11 protein-coding genes are annotated in these 16584 nt (G+C 68.9%); 8 read left to right on the top strand and 3 right to left on the bottom strand.

From position 1 onward, the window contains the following. Window positions 1–180: 180 nt before the first annotated feature. Genes BHS09_RS12340 through BHS09_RS12330 form a run of 3 tightly spaced genes read right to left on the bottom strand, consistent with a single transcriptional unit; the run spans window position 181 to window position 4176 of the window. On the bottom strand, window positions 181–681 hold the full coding sequence (locus BHS09_RS12340) for a hypothetical protein (protein ID WP_174259250.1): 501 nt from the start codon (window positions 679–681) through the stop codon (window positions 181–183). An 8-nt stretch (window positions 682–689) separates the two neighbouring features. Beyond that, window positions 690–2021, bottom strand: a complete 1332-nt coding sequence (locus tag BHS09_RS12335; protein ID WP_174258743.1) for a cyclic nucleotide-binding domain-containing protein — start codon at window positions 2019–2021, stop codon at window positions 690–692. Between the two features lie 40 nt (window positions 2022–2061). After that, window positions 2062–4176: an FHA domain-containing protein gene (locus BHS09_RS12330; RefSeq protein WP_140789900.1), complete on the bottom strand. Its 2115-nt coding sequence runs from the start codon at window positions 4174–4176 to the stop codon at window positions 2062–2064. Window positions 4177–4353: 177 nt separating this feature from the next. Here BHS09_RS12330 and BHS09_RS12325 point away from each other — a divergent pair, with 177 nt between their 5' ends. The 8 genes from BHS09_RS12325 (at window position 4354) to gspF (ending at window position 16577) form a co-directional block, all read left to right on the top strand. Then, window positions 4354–5835 (top strand): TldD/PmbA family protein, encoded by a 1482-nt coding sequence (locus BHS09_RS12325; RefSeq protein WP_140797957.1) that lies wholly within the window; start codon window positions 4354–4356, stop codon window positions 5833–5835. Between the two features lie 15 nt (window positions 5836–5850). Then, window positions 5851–7197, top strand: coding sequence for a TldD/PmbA family protein (locus tag BHS09_RS12320; RefSeq protein WP_140797956.1), 1347 nt, complete (start codon window positions 5851–5853; stop codon window positions 7195–7197). 94 nt (window positions 7198–7291) lie between these two features. After that, window positions 7292–8299 (top strand): ParB/RepB/Spo0J family partition protein, encoded by a 1008-nt coding sequence (locus BHS09_RS12315; RefSeq protein ID WP_140789895.1) that lies wholly within the window; start codon window positions 7292–7294, stop codon window positions 8297–8299. 32 nt (window positions 8300–8331) lie between these two features. Beyond that, window positions 8332–9738 (top strand): sigma-54-dependent transcriptional regulator, encoded by a 1407-nt coding sequence (locus BHS09_RS12310; RefSeq protein WP_090489930.1) that lies wholly within the window; start codon window positions 8332–8334, stop codon window positions 9736–9738. A gap of 193 nt (window positions 9739–9931) precedes the next feature. Next, the gene (gspC, locus tag BHS09_RS12305; RefSeq protein ID WP_174258742.1) at window positions 9932–10846 is read left to right on the top strand and encodes a type II secretion system protein GspC; all 915 of its coding nucleotides are present in this window, start codon (window positions 9932–9934) and stop codon (window positions 10844–10846) included. A 25-nt stretch (window positions 10847–10871) separates the two neighbouring features. After that, the gene (gene gspD / locus BHS09_RS12300; protein WP_140789892.1) at window positions 10872–13466 is read left to right on the top strand and encodes a type II secretion system secretin GspD; all 2595 of its coding nucleotides are present in this window, start codon (window positions 10872–10874) and stop codon (window positions 13464–13466) included. Next, window positions 13463–15280 (top strand): type II secretion system ATPase GspE, encoded by a 1818-nt coding sequence (gspE, locus tag BHS09_RS12295; protein ID WP_140789890.1) that lies wholly within the window; start codon window positions 13463–13465, stop codon window positions 15278–15280. The genes gspD and gspE overlap by 4 nt, the downstream gene beginning before the upstream one ends. Window positions 15281–15320: 40 nt before the next feature. Beyond that, window positions 15321–16577, top strand: a complete 1257-nt coding sequence (gene gspF, locus BHS09_RS12290; RefSeq protein ID WP_140789888.1) for a type II secretion system inner membrane protein GspF — start codon at window positions 15321–15323, stop codon at window positions 16575–16577. Window positions 16578–16584 lie beyond the last annotated feature (7 nt).

The following is a 16584-nucleotide window of genomic DNA, read 5'->3' as shown; positions in this document are numbered from 1 at the left end:
CTTTTTGATGACCATCAGGCGTGAACCCTCAGCGAAAAATTTCACCAGGGATTCACTCTAACACCACGGCTGTCTCGAAAAGCCAGCTATTTAGGTCTTGAGCAAGATTGGCATCGTCGCAGACACAAGGGCACGGCGTCCGCGGTGGAGGCGTCCAACCGCCCCCGCCACGAACCGGCGCTAGAGGAGGTCCGCCGGGCTGATGGACTCCGGGCGGGCGCGCACCACGCGCCACTCGCCGTCCTCTTCCTTCTCGAAGGCGCCTTCGATGAGGTAGGCGTTCAGCACGCTGTCGGCGGCCAGGTCCTCCACCTTCTCCGCCTGGGAGCGGCCGAAGATGAAGCGCGCCTGGAACTCCCCTTCCGAGGGCGACACCTCGCGCACCTCCAGGTTCGTCACGAAGACGCGAACCCACTGGCCACGCAGCACCTGCGCGGTGAGGATGCCGCGCACGTCCTTCTTCGACCAGCCGCCCTGCCCGTTGGAGCGGAAGCGCTCGGAGACGTGCTCCATCACCCCGCCCACGTCCTTCCCCTCCGCGGCGCGCGTCATCACCACCACCTGACGGCGGATGGCCTCCTCCACGGTGAGCTGCTGCCGCGGCCAGAAGTACAGCACCGCGCCGGCCGCCAGCAGCGCCAGCACACCACCCACCACTTGAGAGCGCGTCACGTTCACCATGGCCCCTCTCACGCCGCCTCGGGCTCGAGCACCAGTTCGTCCGCGTCGATGATTTCCGCGGGCCGCAGCGCCTCGCCAATCTGCTTCAGCCGGCGGTCCGACAGCTGCTCCAGGTACGTGCGGATGTCCGGAACGGCCGTCACCAGTTCGTGGAAAGCCGCGCGCTCCAGGAAGGCCGCCGCCGTCTTGCGCGCCGCCGCTACCGTGGCCGTCGCGCGCAGGCCCGTCAGCAGCGAGATTTCGCCCGCGACCTCGCCCTCGCGCAGCATGCCCAGCGTCACCACACCGCCCGCCGGGTCCTCCTTCTGCACCACCAGCTCACCGGCCAGCACCAGGAACAGCCCCGGCGAGTGCTCACCCTCCACCAGCACCTTCTCCCGAGCCTGGAGCGCCCGGAAGGCGAAGCGCCGCAGCAGCGCGCCCCGCTCCGACTCCGGCATCGTCTGGAACATGGGCGAGGTGGCCATCAGGTTGCGCGCCATGCGCTGCTGCGCGAAGTCCGCCAGCACCTGCGGCACCGCGGGGTGGCTCTTGGCCACCGCGTTGAGGTGCTCGCGGCGAATCTCGAAGACTTCCGTATCCGACACCGCGGACACCGTCGCCGTGGGCGGAGCGCCCGTCAACAGCGCGATTTCACCGAAGATGGAGCCGCCGCCGAGGAAGCCCAGCGTGCGCGCCTCGCCCTCCATCTGCCGCGTCACCTCCGCCTTGCCGGCGACCAGGACGTAGAGGGAGTCGGCGGGCTCGCCCTCGCGGCTCACCGCCTCCTCCGGCTTCACGCGGCGCCACGCCATCAGCCGCACCAGGTCCACGAAGGCATCCCGGTCCAGCTCCGCGAACAGCGGCAGTGGCGGACGGCTGTTGGGGTCCGCGGCGCCGCCCGGGTCCGTCGCGGCCAGCACTTCGATGGCGCGGCTGGACAGCTCCTCGCCCTGCAGTCCCATCAGGTCCGTCTCTACCTTGCCGTCGTAGAGGGTTTCGGGCGGCAGCGGCGGAGGGACCACGGCGCGGCCCGGCGCGTTGCGAACCGCGCGCGAGTGCACGCGAAACAGTGTCTCCTTCAGGCGCCGCTCGTTGGGCGCCAGGTCCAGCGCCAGCTTGCACGCGGCCATGGCGGACAACAGGTAGTCCCGGCGCAGCAGGCCCTCCGCGCAGGCGTGGTAGGCGGTGACGGCACGCTCACGCTCGCCCAGCTCCGCCAGGCAGCGCGCGGCCAGCATCCGCGAGCGGTGGTCCGCGGGGGCGCGGCGGACCGCCTCGGCGAACACGGCCAGGGCTCGCTCGAACTGGCGCTCCTCGATGAGGTCCATCCCGAGCTCACGCAGCGACGACTCGTTCATCCCTTTTCTCCCCGGCAAATCATGGTCGGCCCGCCGCCACTCACGGCTGGAGCTCGCTCAGATACATCTCCGCCTTGCGCTTGACGTCGGAGCCTTCCGAGGCCGTCTCGATGACGACCTTGAACATCTCCGCCGCCGCCTGCGGATCCCTGTCCCGCTGGATGTAGGCCCGGAGGAAGAGCTCCTCCGCCTTCTTCTGCAGGTTCTCCAGTCCTTCACGCGCCCGCCCGTCACCCGGGTTGAGCCGCAGCGCCTCACGGAAGTGCGAGCCGGCCGCGCCCAGGTCCCCCTTCTTCAGCGCGCTCTGCCCCGCCGCCAGCGATGAAGACGCGAGCTGTTCGTCGATGGTGTTCCCCAGCGAGCCCCGGAAGCCAATCTGGCGGTATAGCTCCGCCGCGCGCCGCAGGGGCTTCGCCGCCGCCTCCAGCGAGTTGGCGTCCAGCTTCTTCTGCCCGTCCTCCAGCGCGCGCCGGAACTGGGGAATCAGACGCTTGAGGGCCAGGGCCCGGTCCTTCACGTCCTTGTCCGCCCGGTACTTGTCCGTCACCCGGTCGCACTCCAGGATGGCGCGCTGGTAGTCCCCCCCGTTGAAGCGGCGCTCCACGTCGGTGAAGGCCTCGGCGATGAACTCCTTGCGCTTCTCCTTGGCCACCTCCGCCGCGCGGGCGTTGGCGTTGCGGGTGCGGCGCGACGCATCCTGGGCCTCCTTCGCCAGCTCGGACTCCAGGTCCGTCAGCTTCACCTCGTAGGCCGGCCGGTTCAGCGGCGGCAGCTGCGCGATGAGCGGGCGAATCGTCTCCGGGTCGCGCGAGGCGAAGGACTCCTCCACCTGCTGGAGCCGCCAGGCGATGTCCTTCTCCTCCAGCTCCGTCGCCAGCTTGCGGCGAAGGTCATCCGTCTTCGCCGTGCCCTGCGGCGTCGCCTCCAGCTTCGCGCGCGCCTCGTCGAACTGCTTCTCCTCGATGAGGCCCCGCACCGCTTCCAGCGAGGTCATCACCTCCAACTGCGTGCGCGCGCCCCGGGCCAGGTTGTCCGCGTCGATGCCCGGAACCAGCTTCTCCGCCTCCCCGACGAGGCGGACGGCGTTGGCGAAGTCATCCGCACGCACGGACTCGCGCGCCTGCTGCATCAGCACCTTCGCCTTCTCCACCTTCGGGTCCGGCGGAGGCGGGGGCGGCGGCCCGGACGGAATCAGCATCAGCCCGATGACCAGCACCACCACCAGCGCGCCACCGCCGCCGATGAGCGCCTTCTGCTTGCCCGTCAGTCCCCCGCTGTTCGAACGCGTCGGCGTGCTGCGGATGGGCGGACGGGGCCGGGGTACGGCCACCGCGCCCTTGCCGCCGGAGCTCTCCTTGAGCGAGTCGGGCAGCTTGTAGTTGGCGTTGGTGGCCTCGTTGAAGCGCGGGTCGTTCGGATCCACCTCGCTGCCACGCGCGGCGGCCTGGCTCTTCCGCTTCTCCTCCGCCTCGCGGGCGGCCACCTCGCGCCCGCGCTTCTCCTCCGCCTCGCGGGCCTCCGCCTGGGCGCGCAGCTCCTTGATCTGCTCCGCCTCGTCCACGAAGCGCAGGCGCGTCTTGCCCACGGAGATTTCGTCGCCGTGCTTCAGCAGGCACTCGTCCACGCGCTGGTCGTTGACCTGGGTGCCACTGACGCTGCCCAGGTCCCGCATCACCACGCCGGCCTGCCCGTACACCAGCTCCAGATGCCGGCGGGACACGGACTGGTCCTCCAGCACGAAGTCGCAGTCCTTGTTGCGGCCCACCACCATCCGCACGCTCTGGAAGCGCTTCTTGCGGCCCTTGTCCGGACCCTCCAGCACCACCATCTGTACCGGCGGACCCGCGCGCGTGGCGTCCGCGTTGTCGTCTTCGTCCTCGTCGCGGGAGCGGCGCTCTGCCTCCACGGACTCGACGGAGGCCACGCGCGTCTCACCCGTGCGGGAGCGGCCCGGTTCCTCCTCGCCGTAAAGGTCCGGGTTGGGCGGCCCGTCGTCTGGATAGCCGTCCTCGCCGGATGCGGGAGCGGCGAAGTCCTCGTCCTCGGACGCGGGACGGCGCCGGGCGGGGGACTTCATGGAGTCTGGGTCCTCACCCGCGGAACCACCGGAACGGCCGGCGCCAGCACGGGAAGAGGGAGGAGGACGAGGAGGCATGGGGTGGGTTCCAGTCTCGAAGCGCCGGGCATCTTAGAGCGCCGTCTCCATGGTGGGAATGCGGACAGGCCGCGGATCAGGGAAAGAACGGGGGCCCTTGAGCGTTGCTCCCGGCGGCGCCCCCTCCTATGTAGGCTGTCACATACCCCATCGTCTTCACTGCGGGAGTCCCGAAATATGCCCCGAGCGTCTGCGCCCTCGAAGCGCGCCCCCTCCTTGAAGCTGGCCCCGCCGGTGGCCCGGCGGCCCACGCCCGTCGCCCTGCTGCCCCAACCGCTGGTCGAGCGCCTGCTCGCCGTGGCTATGGAGCGTGGGGGCGACTTCGCGGAGGTGTACGTCGAGCGCACGCTCACCACCGCGGTGCAGTTGGAAGAATCCCGCATCAAGAGCGCGCAGACGGGCCTGGTCCAGGGCGTGGGCGTGCGCGTCATCTCCGGCGGCAAGGTGGGCTACGCCTTCTCTGACGACTGGGATGAATCCGCGCTGCTGCGCGCGGCCTCCACGGCGGCCATGATTGCCCAGGGCGGCGGCGCCGAGCGCAGCTTCCCCGTGCGCCGCGCCGCGGTCCCCAGCCACTACCACGTCAGCCCCCCGCTGATGGACGTGGAGGTGTCGCTGAAGACGGGCCTGCTCATGCGCGCCGACAAGGCCGCCCGCGCCTTCGACGCGCGGGTGAAGCAGGTCAACGGCGGCTACGTGGACCAGACCCGGCGCATCGCCGTGGCCAACACCCACGGGCGCTACACCGAGGACACCCAGGACCTGTGCCGGATTTCGGTGCTGGTGGTGGCCCAGGGCAAGGGCGGCGAGCGGCGCACCGGCATGTACGGCGGCGGCGGACGCGTGCCCTTCAGCCACTGGGACACCTTCTCCCCGGAGGACGTGGCCCGGGAGGCGGCGCGTCAGGCGGTGGCCACGCTGGGCGCGGTGGACTGCGTGGCCGGCCCGCAGACGGTGGTGCTGGCGCCGGGCTGGAGCGGCATCCTCCTGCACGAGGCGGTGGGCCACGGCCTGGAGGCGGACTTCATCCGCAAGGGCACGTCGCTGTTCGCCGGGAAGCTGGGGGAGAAGGTGGCGTCCGACCTGGTCACCATCATCGACGACGGCACCGTGTCCAGCGGGCGCGGCTCCATCAACATCGACGATGAGGGCAACCCTGGCGAGCGCAAGGTCCTCATCGAGAACGGCGTACTCAAGGGCTACCTCTATGACAGCCTGAACGCGCAGCTCATGGGCCAGCGCAGCACTGGCAGCGGGCGGCGCGAGTCCTTCAAGCACCTGCCCATGCCCCGCATGACGAACACCTTCCTGGCCCCGGGTGACCACGTCCCCGAGGACATCCTCAAGGAGGTGAAGCGCGGCCTCTACTGCGCCACCTTCGGCGGTGGGCAGGTGGACATCACCAACGGCAACTTCGTCTTCGAGGTCATCGAGGCCTATCAAATCGAAGACGGCAAGCTGGGCCGTCCCGTGAAGAACGCGACGCTCATCGGCGTGGGGCCAGAGGCACTGAAGAACGTGTCACGCGTGGGCTGCGACCCCATGCCGGACCCGGGCATGGGCGTATGCGGGAAGAATGGCCAGTCCATGCCCGTGGGCGTGGGTCTGCCCACCGTGCGAATCGACAACATCACCGTCGGCGGAACCAAGGTCGCCTGAGAGAGAGCACCAACCATGGACTACCAACAGCTCGCGAAGAGAATCGTCCAGCGCGCCAGGCGCAAGGGTGCCCGCCAGGCGGAGGCCTTCCTGGAGGTGGGCCGCCAGAGCAGCGTGCGCGTGCACCAGGGGCAGATTGAAGACCTCACCCAGTCCACCAGCAAGGGCGTGGGCGTGCGCGTGGTACTTAAGGACCGCCTGGGCTTCGCCTATACGTCCGACTTCGAGCCCTCCGCCGTGGACCACATCGTGGACCAGGCACTGAAGCTGGCCGAGTTCTCCGCCCCCAGCAAGCTCAACGGCCTGCCCTCCGGCAAGGACCTGGGCCGCTTCGGGGACACCGGCCTGCTGTTCGACACGAAGGTGGCCGAGCTCCCCGGAGACTGGAAGATCAAGACGGCACTGGAGGTGGAGAAGGCGGCCCGGGCGGAGGACTCACGCATCATCGCCTTCAACGGCGTGGGCGCCGGGGACTACGTGTCCGAGGTGTACATGGCCTCCACCGAGGGCGCGACGGGCGCGTACTCCGGCACCTACGTGTACCTGTACGCCGCGCCGGTGGCCTCCGACGGCAACGGGCTCCAGACGGGTTACTGGATGGACTACCGCCGCTTCCTGGATGACCTGGACGGGCCGGAATCCATCGGCCGGGAGGCCACGCGCCGCGCGGTGCGGATGCTGGGCGCGAAGCGGGTGAAGACGCAGCAGGTGCCCGTGCTGTTCGACCCGCAGGTGGCCGCGTCCTTCGTGTCGGACGTGGCGCGCGCGGCGGACGGCAACGTCGTGTACCAGAAGGCCAGCCTCCTGGCCCCGCTGCTGGGCAAGCGCCTGGCGGGCGCGCACGTCACGCTGGTGGATGACGGCCTCATGCCGCGCGGACTGGCCACCGCGCCCTTCGACGGCGAGGGCGTGCCCACGCGGCGCACCCCCATCATCGAGCAGGGCGTGCTCAAGTCCTTCCTCTACGACGCGTTCACCGCTCGCAAGGCGAAGGCGCGCACCACCGGCAACGCGTCACGCAGCTACAACGGGCTGCCCTCCATCGGAACCAGCAACCTGTACCTGGAGGCGGGCACGAAGTCGCCGGAGGAGCTGCTGCGCGAGGTGGACAGCGGCTTCTATGTCACCGCCCTGCTCGGCCACGGCACCGACCCGGTGACGGGCGAGCTGTCCGCGGGCGCCAACGGCCTGTGGATTGAGAAGGGCGAGCTGACGCACCCCGTGCAGGAGGTGACGGTGGCGGGCAACCTGCTGCAGATGCTCAAGGACCTGGACGGCGTCGGCAGCGACCTCCAGTTCCGCAGCGGCGCGGTGGGCGCGCCCACTGTCCGCTTCCGGCAGCTCACCGTTTCAGGCGAGTAGCCCACCCTTCCACGTCCCCCTACCGTGCGCCGGCGGGGGGACGTGTCAGGGCCTCCTCGTAGAACGCCGAAGCAGCACGAGGAGGGTGCAGCCCATGGCAGCGAAGTCCGCACGCAAGTCCCCCGCCGCGAAGAAGGCGGCCACGCCGCGCAAGCCCCGCCGCAAGAAGGCGGCGCCGAAGTCCCGGGGCCTGTCCCCCGCGGAGGTGGCCAGCGACTCGGTGGAGTACCCCACGGAGCTGCTGGAGGCGGTGCGCGAGGACGGCGGCGAGGTGCTCGGCGTGTACCGCGACCCGCTGGGTGGCCACCCGGTGGTGTTCTCCGTGCTGCCCATCGACAAGGTGGAGCCCACGCCCTACCAGCGCGACGTATCCGAGCCTCACGTGAAGCGTCTGGCCAGCGCCATGGAGCGGCTGGACCGCTTCCTGGACCCCGTCATCGCCGTGCGCAAGGACGGCCGGTACTGGACGCCCAACGGCAACCACCGCCTCCACGCCAGCCGGCTCCTGGGCGCCAAGGCCATTGTCGCCCTGGTGCTGCCCGAAGAGGACGTGGCCTACCAGATTCTGGCCCTCAACACGGAGAAGGCCCACAACCTCAAGGAGCGCTCGCTGGAGGTCATCCGCATGTACCGCGGACTGGTGGGCGCGGAGCGCAAAGGGCCGGAGACGGCCTTCGCCCACCTCTTCGAGGAGCCCTCCTTCGTCACCCTGGGCGCCGCCTACGAGCAGCGCCCCCGCTTCTCCGCGGGCGCCTACCACCCCTTCGTGAAGGTGGTGGAGGACTTCCTCGACACGCCCCTGGAGGACGCCCTGCCCCTGCGCGAGGCCCGGGCCCGGCGGCTGCTGGAGCTGGATGACGCCGTGGTGGCCGTCGTGGATGTCCTCAAGGAAAGGGGCCTCCAGAGCCCGTACCTCAAGAACTTCGTCGTCGCCCGCCTCAACTTCCTGCGCTTCCGCAAGGACGGCGGGAAGCCGGACTTCGACGCCACCCTGGACCGGATGCTGGCCAGCGCCCGGAAGTTCAACGTCGACAAGGTGCGGCGCGAGGACATTGGCCGGATGGGCGGCGGACCGCTGGAGCCGGACGAGGAATCCGCTTAAGGGAACACGAATTGCAGGAGGTTGCGCCCAACATGACATCCCCCACGGTCCTGGTCGTCGACGACGACCGCGCGAACCTCGACTCGGTCATCCGCATCTTCCAGCGTGAGGGCATGGCCACGCTGGCCGCCGCCAACGGCACGGAGGCGCTGGAGCTGCTGCGCCGGCCGGAGGTCGCCGCCATGGTGACCGACCTGATGATGCCCAACATGGACGGCCAGGAGCTGCTGCGCGCCGCGCGCGCCATCCGCCCGGACGTGGAAGTGGTGCTGATGACGGCCTACGGCACGGTGGAGACGGCCGTGGCGGCCATGAAGGACGGCGCCTACGACTTCATCACCAAGCCCCTCAAGCGTCACGCGCTGGTGAAGGCCATCCAGAAGGCGCTGGAGAAGCGAGCGCTGGTGGCGGAGAACCAGTCGCTCAAGGCGAAGTTGGCGGAGATGAACGCGGCGGGTGGGCGCTCCATGGTGGGCCAGTCCCCCGCCTTCCGCGCCATGCTGGACACCATCCGCCAGGCGGCTCCCTCCACCGCCACGGTGCTGCTGCTGGGTGAGTCCGGCACGGGAAAGGAGCTGGCCGCGCGCTCCGTGCACGAGTTCTCCCAGCGGGTCCGTGGGCCCTTCGTCGCCGTCAACTGCGGCGCGCTGCCGGAGAACATCCTGGAGGCGGAGCTCTTCGGCGTGGAGCGCGGCGCCTTCACCGGCGCGGTGGCCCGGCGAGAGGGCCGCTTCGAGCGTGCCCACGGTGGCACCCTCTTCCTGGACGAAGTCGGTGAGATGCCGCTGCCCGCCCAGGTGAAGCTGCTCCGCGCGCTGGCCGAGGGCGAAATCGAGCGGCTGGGTGGCACGCAGACGGTGAAGGTGGACGTGCGCCTCGTCGCCGCCACCAACAAGGACCTGCAGAAGGAAGTGGCCGAAGGCCGCTTCCGCGAGGACCTCTACTACCGGCTCAACGTGGTGGAGATTCGCGTGCCCGCGCTCGCCTCGCGCCGCGAGGACATTCCCCTGCTGGCGGACGCCTTCCTGCGCCGCTTCGCCGCCAAGAATGGCAAGGTGCTGCGCGGCTTCTCGCAGGAGGCGATGGGCGTGCTGGAGAACTACGCCTGGCCCGGCAACGTGCGCGAGTTGGAGCACGCCGTGGAGCGCGCGGTGGTGCTGGCGCGCGGCGAGGTGCTGGAGGCCAGTGACCTGCCTGAATCCGTGCGCAAGGGCCCGCTGGGCTCGGCCGGACAGCTCGTCATTCCCATTGGGACGCCCATGGAGGAGATCGAGCGCCGGGTGATCCACGAGACGCTCCGTCACACCCGCGGCGACAAGACGCTGGCCGCACGGCTGCTGGGCATCGCCGCGCGGACCATCTACCGCAAGCTGGAGCGCGAGCAGTCCACCGGGGATGGCCCCACCGCCGCTCCCCCCGGCCCCGACACCGACGACTGACAGGGCGTCACACGGCCCCCCGCCTGCTTTTGACAATTTGTCTGGCGGGGTTTCGGAAGGCCCGTCACGCGTCAGGGGCGCCTGCTATTCCGGAATAATTCCAAGTGGTTGGCCGTAGGTCCTGTCTTGCCCGCCTGGCCCGCGATGGCACCTGGCTTGCTCAATGAGGGCCCGGCTTTCTCCCGGAAGCGTGATGGAACTCTTCTTTCGAAAATACTTTTGGACGGTGAACCTGGTGTTCATCCTGCTCGTCGGATTGCTGGCGGCGAGCACGGTGAACCTGTTCGTCGAGTCCGCCATCTCCCCGGTTCCCACCGGGGGGTCGTCCGCCCGCGCGCCTTCACAGCCGCGCCGCAACGAGACGGCGATGGCGATGCTCGACCTGGACCGTCTGTCACGGCTGACGGGCATCAAGCTGCCCGAACCCGAGCCCGAGGTTCAGGAGCCCGGCGGCGCTTCGGCGGAGGTGGACCCCAACGCCGCGCCCGTGAAGAGCGGCCTGCGGGTCAAGCTGCTCGGCACGCTGGTGGCGAGCAACCCCGACTGGTCCTTCGCCTCCATCCAGGACATGACGACGCAGCGTTCGCAGACCTACATGGTGGGCAACTCCCTGCAGGGAGCCACCGTGGAGAACATCGAGCGCGAGCGCGTCATCATCATCAACGGCGGCCGCCGCGAGTTCATCGACGGCAACCCGGGTGACGGCTCCTTCGTGCCGCCCTCGCCCCCGGTGGCCCAGGCCAACACCGCGCCGCCCAGTGACGGCAGTGGCATCCGCGCCACCAGCGAGAATGAGTACGAAGTCCCTCGCGCGGAAATCGACAAGACGCTCAACAACCTCAACAACGTCGCCATGCAGGCGCGCATCGTGCCCGCGTTCAAGGACGGTCAGGCGGTGGGCTTCAAGCTCTTCTCCATCCGTCCGGACTCCATCTACTCCAAGATTGGCGTCCAGAATGGCGACGTCATCCGTCGCATCAACGGATTCGACCTCAACAGCCCGGAAAAAGCGCTGGAGGTCTATTCGAAGATGAAAGACGCAGCCCGCATCGAGATCGAGATCGAGCGCAACGGTGCGCCGATCCGCAAGTCGTACAACGTCCGTTAATCACCTCCGCAGCGCCCGCTCCTCCATGAAGACGCTCCCGTCCTGGATGCTCTGCCTGTGCCTCGCGCTCGCCATTCCCGCGCAGGCCCAGCGCCGCTCACCGCCCTCTGGCTCCGCTGGAGAGCGGACGATTTCCCCGCAAGGCTCTGGCGCTACCAGCGCTGGTGACGCCACCGCGGGCCCCCGCCGCACGCCGACGTGCGAGGAGGCCCGCCGCAATGCCCGTTACGGCATCTACTTCGACAAGGTGGAGATCGAGAAGCTGGTCCAGACGGTCGCGGACGCCACCTGCCGCACCTTCATCCTGCCGGAGAACGTGCGCGGGAAGATCTCCATCATCGGCCCTGAGAATGGCCGGGTGGAGGTCAACGCGGACGCCTTCTACTCCGCCTTCCTCGCCTCGCTCGACGCCAACGGGCTCGCCGTCTACCAGTACGGCCGGTTCATGAAGATCGTCGACAAGCGCTCGGCGAAGCAGAACCCCATCCCGACCATCGTCGAGGACGGTGAGCCGTACACCACCAATGAGCAGATGGTCACCAAGCTGTTCCGCGTGCAGAACGTGGAAGTGGAGCCGCTGCGCGGCGTGCTCCAGCAGTTGGTGTCCAAGGACGGCGACACGATTCCGTATCCGCCCGACACCATCATCATCAACGACGTGGGCTCCAACATCCACCGCCTGGAGCGCATCATCCACCAGTTGGACACGCGCGCCGCCAGTGACGAGATGCGCATCATCCAGGTGCAGTACGCCTCCGCGCAGGACGTGGCCAACACGGTGCAGCGCCTCTTCGAGGCCAAGGGCGCCCGCCCCGGCCAGCCCGCCGCCGCCGGGCGCACTGTGCCCCCCGCCTCGGCGCAGGCCGCGCCCCAGGCCGGACAGGGCCAGGAAGGCTCCACCGGCGGTCCGGTGACGCTGTCGCAGATCATCCCGGACGAGCGCACCAACAAGCTCATCATCGTCGCCAGCCCCGCGGCCTTCGAGCGCATCCAGGACATCGTCGGGCAGATTGACATCCCCACCAGCGGCGGCGGACGCATCAACGTCTACTACCTGGAGAACGCCAACGCGGAGGAGCTGGCCAGCACGCTCCAGTCGCTGGCCCAGGGCACCGGCAACACGCCCCGCGGCCGCACCCCGGTGCAGGCCCGCCCGCCGGGCGCTCCCGGCGGCCCCACCACGACGCAGGCGGCGGAGCTGTTCAGCGGCGAGGTGAAGATTTCGGCCGACAAGGGCAGCAACTCGCTGGTCATCGTCGCCAGCTCGGCGGACTACAAGAACATCGTCCAGGTCATCCAGCAGCTCGACAAGCCGCGCCGTCAGGTGTTCGTGGAGGCCGTCATCATGGAGGTCAACCTGGACCGCAACGCGCGGTTGGGCATGAACCTGCACAGCGGCTTCAGCCTGAGCACGGAGAATGGCGCGGTTCCTGGCCTCATCGGCACCAACACCTCCGGCAACGGCCTGCCGCCGTCCCTGTCGCTCACCAGCCTGGCGTCCTACGGCGGCTTCCTCGCCGGTATTCAGGGCCCCGTCATCCCCGCGCTGGAGAAGCTGGGCATCCCGGCCTTCGGTGTGGTGCTGCACGCCATGCAGCAGAGCTCGGATGTGAACGTGCTCTCCACGCCGCACATCCTCACCAGCGACAACGAGGAGGCGGAAATCACGGTGGGCCAGAACGTGCCCTTCCAGTCCGGCTTCAACCCGTCCTCGCTGGGCTCGCTCGGGGGCGGCGTGGGCGCCGGCGGCGTCGCGGGAGGTCTGGGCGGCGGCCTGCTGGGCGGCCTGGGTGGCCTGGGCTCGCTCTACGCCCCCATCACCCGTCAGAACGTGGAGCTGAAGCTGACGGTGAAGCCGCAGATCAACGAGAGCGACTATATCCGCCTGGTCATCAACCAGCAGACGGAGGAGATCGCCTCCACCGACCCGGTGCTCGGTCCCACCACGTCCCGCCGCAGCGCGAAGACGACCGTCATCGCGCGGGACCAGGAGACGCTGGTGATTGGCGGCATCATGCAGGACCGCACGCTGGAGAGCGTGTCCAAGGTGCCGCTACTGGGTGACATCCCGCTGCTGGGCCACTTGTTCCGCGACACCACGCGCCGCAAGACGAAGACGAACCTGCTCCTCTTCCTGACGCCCTACATCATCCGGGGGCCGGAGGACTTCCGCGTCATCTTCGAGCGCAAGATGAAGGAGCGGCAGCAGTTCGTGGAGCAGTTCTACGGCCAGGTGCCCGGCTACGACGTGGCGGTGGACTTCACCCGCAAGCCCGGTCCGCTGTCGCGCATGGGCCAGAAGGTGACGCAGGAGGAGCAGCGCGCGGAGAACGGCGGTCCGGGCGTGGCCGGCGAGCGCGTCATCACCCCGGCCCCTCCCCCGGCCAGCGGCCCGGGAGCCGTGCCCTCCACGCAGCGGCAGGCGCCCGTCGCCCCGGCGGAGGAAGGTGGACCAGCGGTGCGGGAAGGCATGCCGCCCCCGGATGGTTCGGAAGAACCAGTGCCCGCGCCCGCCCCGCAGAACTTCGAGCAGCCCCCGTCCGAGGCCATCCCGGTCCCCGAGGCAGGAGACGCCGAACGCCTGCGCATCCAGCCGGAGGCGGGGGAACAGACGCCATGAACCTGACCGCCGACCCCGTCCTCACCAATGCCGCCACCGGCAGCACGGCTTCCTCGCGCAACGACGCCACGCAGCTGGTGGCTCACGGACAGGCCTACCTCTGTGGCCGCCCGCTGGGGGAGATCCTGCGCGCCATCGTCCCCTCGCTCACCGAGGAGAAGCTCCAGGAGGCGCTCGCCATCCAGGACGAGAAGGGGCAGCGCATTGGCGAGGCCCTGGTGGGGATGAAGGCGGTCTCCGAAGAGGACGTGGCCAAGGCCCTGGGGCACCAACTGGACCTGCCCTACCTGGCGCGCATCTTCGCCGAAGAGGTGGACGCGGAGCTGGTCAAGCGCATCCCCATCAACTTCGCCAAGCAGTCGCGCATCCTCCCGCTGTCCCTGGAGGGTGACACGGTGGCGGTGGCGGTGGCCGACCCGCTGGACACCGCGGCGCTGGACCACGTGCGCGTGCTGCTGGGTCAGAGCGTCAGCCAGCGCATCGCGCTGGGCTCCACCATCACCGACGCCATCAACAGCGTCTACGACCGCTCCGTCAACGAGACGGAACAGCTCGTGGACGAGATGGAAACGCAGGACCTGGACGCCATCGCCCACGAGCTGGACGAGCCCAAGGACCTGCTGGACGAGGACGACGAGGCGCCCGTCATCCGGCTGGTGAACTCCGTGCTGTTCCGCGCCGCCAAGGAGCGCGCCAGCGATATCCACATCGAGCCGATGGAGCGCGAGCTGCTGGTGCGCTTCCGCGTGGACGGTGTGCTACAGGAGGTCATCAAGCCGCCCAAGCGCTACCAGAACGCCATCGTCAGCCGCGTGAAGGTCATGGGGCAGCTCAACATCGCGGAGAAGCGCCTGCCGCAGGACGGCCGCATCCGCATCAAGCTGGCCGGCCGCGACATCGACATCCGTCTGTCCACCATCCCCACGTCCTTCGGCGAGCGCATCGTCATGCGTCTGCTGGACAAGACGGCGACGCTGCTGGACCTGGCGGAAATCGGCATGAGCCAGAAGACGCTCGAGTCGATGGAAGCCGTCATCAAGCGCTCACACGGCATCATCCTGGTGACGGGCCCCACGGGCTCCGGCAAGACGACGACGCTCTACGGCGCGCTGTCGAAGATCAACACGCCCGACCTCAACATCCTCACCGTCGAGGACCCCGTCGAATACCAGCTCAAGGGCATTGGCCAGATGGCCATCAGCCCGAAGATTGGCCTGACGTTCGCGCAGGGGCTGCGCTCCTTCCTCCGCCAGGACCCGGACGTCATCATGGTCGGCGAGATTCGCGACAAGGAGACGGCGGAAATCGCCATCCAGGCCTCGCTGACGGGCCACCTGGTGCTGTCCACCGTCCACACCAACGACGCCGCCGGCGCCGTGACGCGTCTGGTGGACATGGGCGTGGAGCCCTTCCTCGTGGCGTCCTCGCTCACCGGCATCCTGGCCCAGCGGCTGGTGCGCCGCGTGTGCCCGGACTGCCGCGTGCCCCACGAGCCCACGGACGCGGAGCTGAAGGAACTGGGCCACTCGGTGGCCTCCTTCAAGCAGCGCTACGGCGTGGACCGCATCTACAAGGCCGCCGGTTGCCCCTCCTGCAACCGCAACGGCTACCGCGGGCGAACCGGCATCTACGAGTTCCTCCCCGTGGATGACGACGTGCGCCAGCTCGTGCTGAAGAACGTGGACGCCTCCACCATCAAGCGGTCCGCCACGTCCAAGGGCATGACGACGCTGCTCGATGACGGCGCGCGGAAGATTGCCCTGGGCGAGACGACCATCGCCGAGGTGCTCAGCATCACCCAGGAGGACATGTAGCCGACAGCTCCTCCCTGGGAGGGGCCGGGGTTCCTGAACCATGCCGGTCTTCGAGTACAGAGGTCTCAATTCCGCGGGCAAGCAGATCAAGGGCCTGCTCGAGGCGGACTCACCCAAGACGCTGCGGTCCAAGCTGCGCGCCGACGGCATCTTCCTCACGGACGTGCTGGCCCAGGCCGAAGGCAGCCGGGCCGCCGTGGCCAAGGGCACCAACGCGGCGCTGGTGGCGCGCGACATCGACCTGCGCAAGCTGGGCCGGGGCCGCGTCAACACCGACGACGTGGCCATCTTCACCCGGCAGCTGTCCACGCTGCTGGGTGCGGGCGTCACGCTGGTGGAGTCGCTCAGCGCGCTGGTGGACCAGGTGGAGAAGGAGCGCTTCAAGCGCGCCCTCTCCGACATCAAGCAGCGCGTCAATGAAGGCTCGTCCCTGGCGGAAGCCATGGGGCAGCACCCGAAAATCTTCCCCAGCATCTACGTGAACATGGTGCGCGCGGGCGAGGCCTCCGGCGCGCTGGACGCGGTGCTCACGCGCCTGGCGGACTTCACGGAGAACCAGGCCCGGCTGCAGCAGAAGATTCTCAGCACCATGCTCTACCCCGCCATCATGATGGTGGTGGGCGGCGGCATCCTCGTGGCCCTCATGGTCTTCGTGGTGCCGAAGGTGACGAAGATCTTCGAGACGATGAAGGCCACGCTGCCCCTGAGCACGCGCTTCCTCATCGCCTCCAGCAACTTCTTCCAGAACTGGTGGTTCATCCTGCTGCCGGCCATGGCGCTGGCCGTGGTCCTCTTCATGCGCTGGACGAAGAGCCCCTCGGGCAAGCCCAAGTGGGACCGCTTCATGCTCAAGGCGCCGCTGGTGGGCAACATGGTGCGCCTGCTGTCCATCTCCCGCTTCGCCCGCACGCTGTCCACGCTGCTCAAGAGCGGCGTCCCGCTGCTGGCGGCCATGGACATCGTCAAGGCCATCATGACCAACACCGTCCTGGCGGAGGTCGTCGAGAAGGCCCGCGACTCCATCCGCGAGGGCGAAAGCATCGCCAACCCGCTGAAGCGCTCCGGGGAATTCCCCCCGCTGGTGTACCACATGGTCGCCATCGGAGAGCGCTCCGGCCAGTTGGAGGAGATGCTCACCAGCGTGGCGGACAACTACGAGACGCAGGTGAACGTGCGCATCAGCGCCCTCACCTCGCTGCTGGAGCCCCTCCTCATCGTGGTGATGGGCGCGGTGATTGCATTCGTCGCGCTCTCCATCCTGATGCCGATTCTGCAGGTGAACTCGGCCATCCGGTGAGGTGTGG

The organism is Myxococcus xanthus, assembly GCF_006402735.1.
Classification (GTDB): domain Bacteria; phylum Myxococcota; class Myxococcia; order Myxococcales; family Myxococcaceae; genus Myxococcus; species Myxococcus xanthus_A.
The sequence above is the reverse complement of the archived record's forward strand: the minus strand, read 5'-3'. Positions and strand labels throughout refer to the sequence as shown.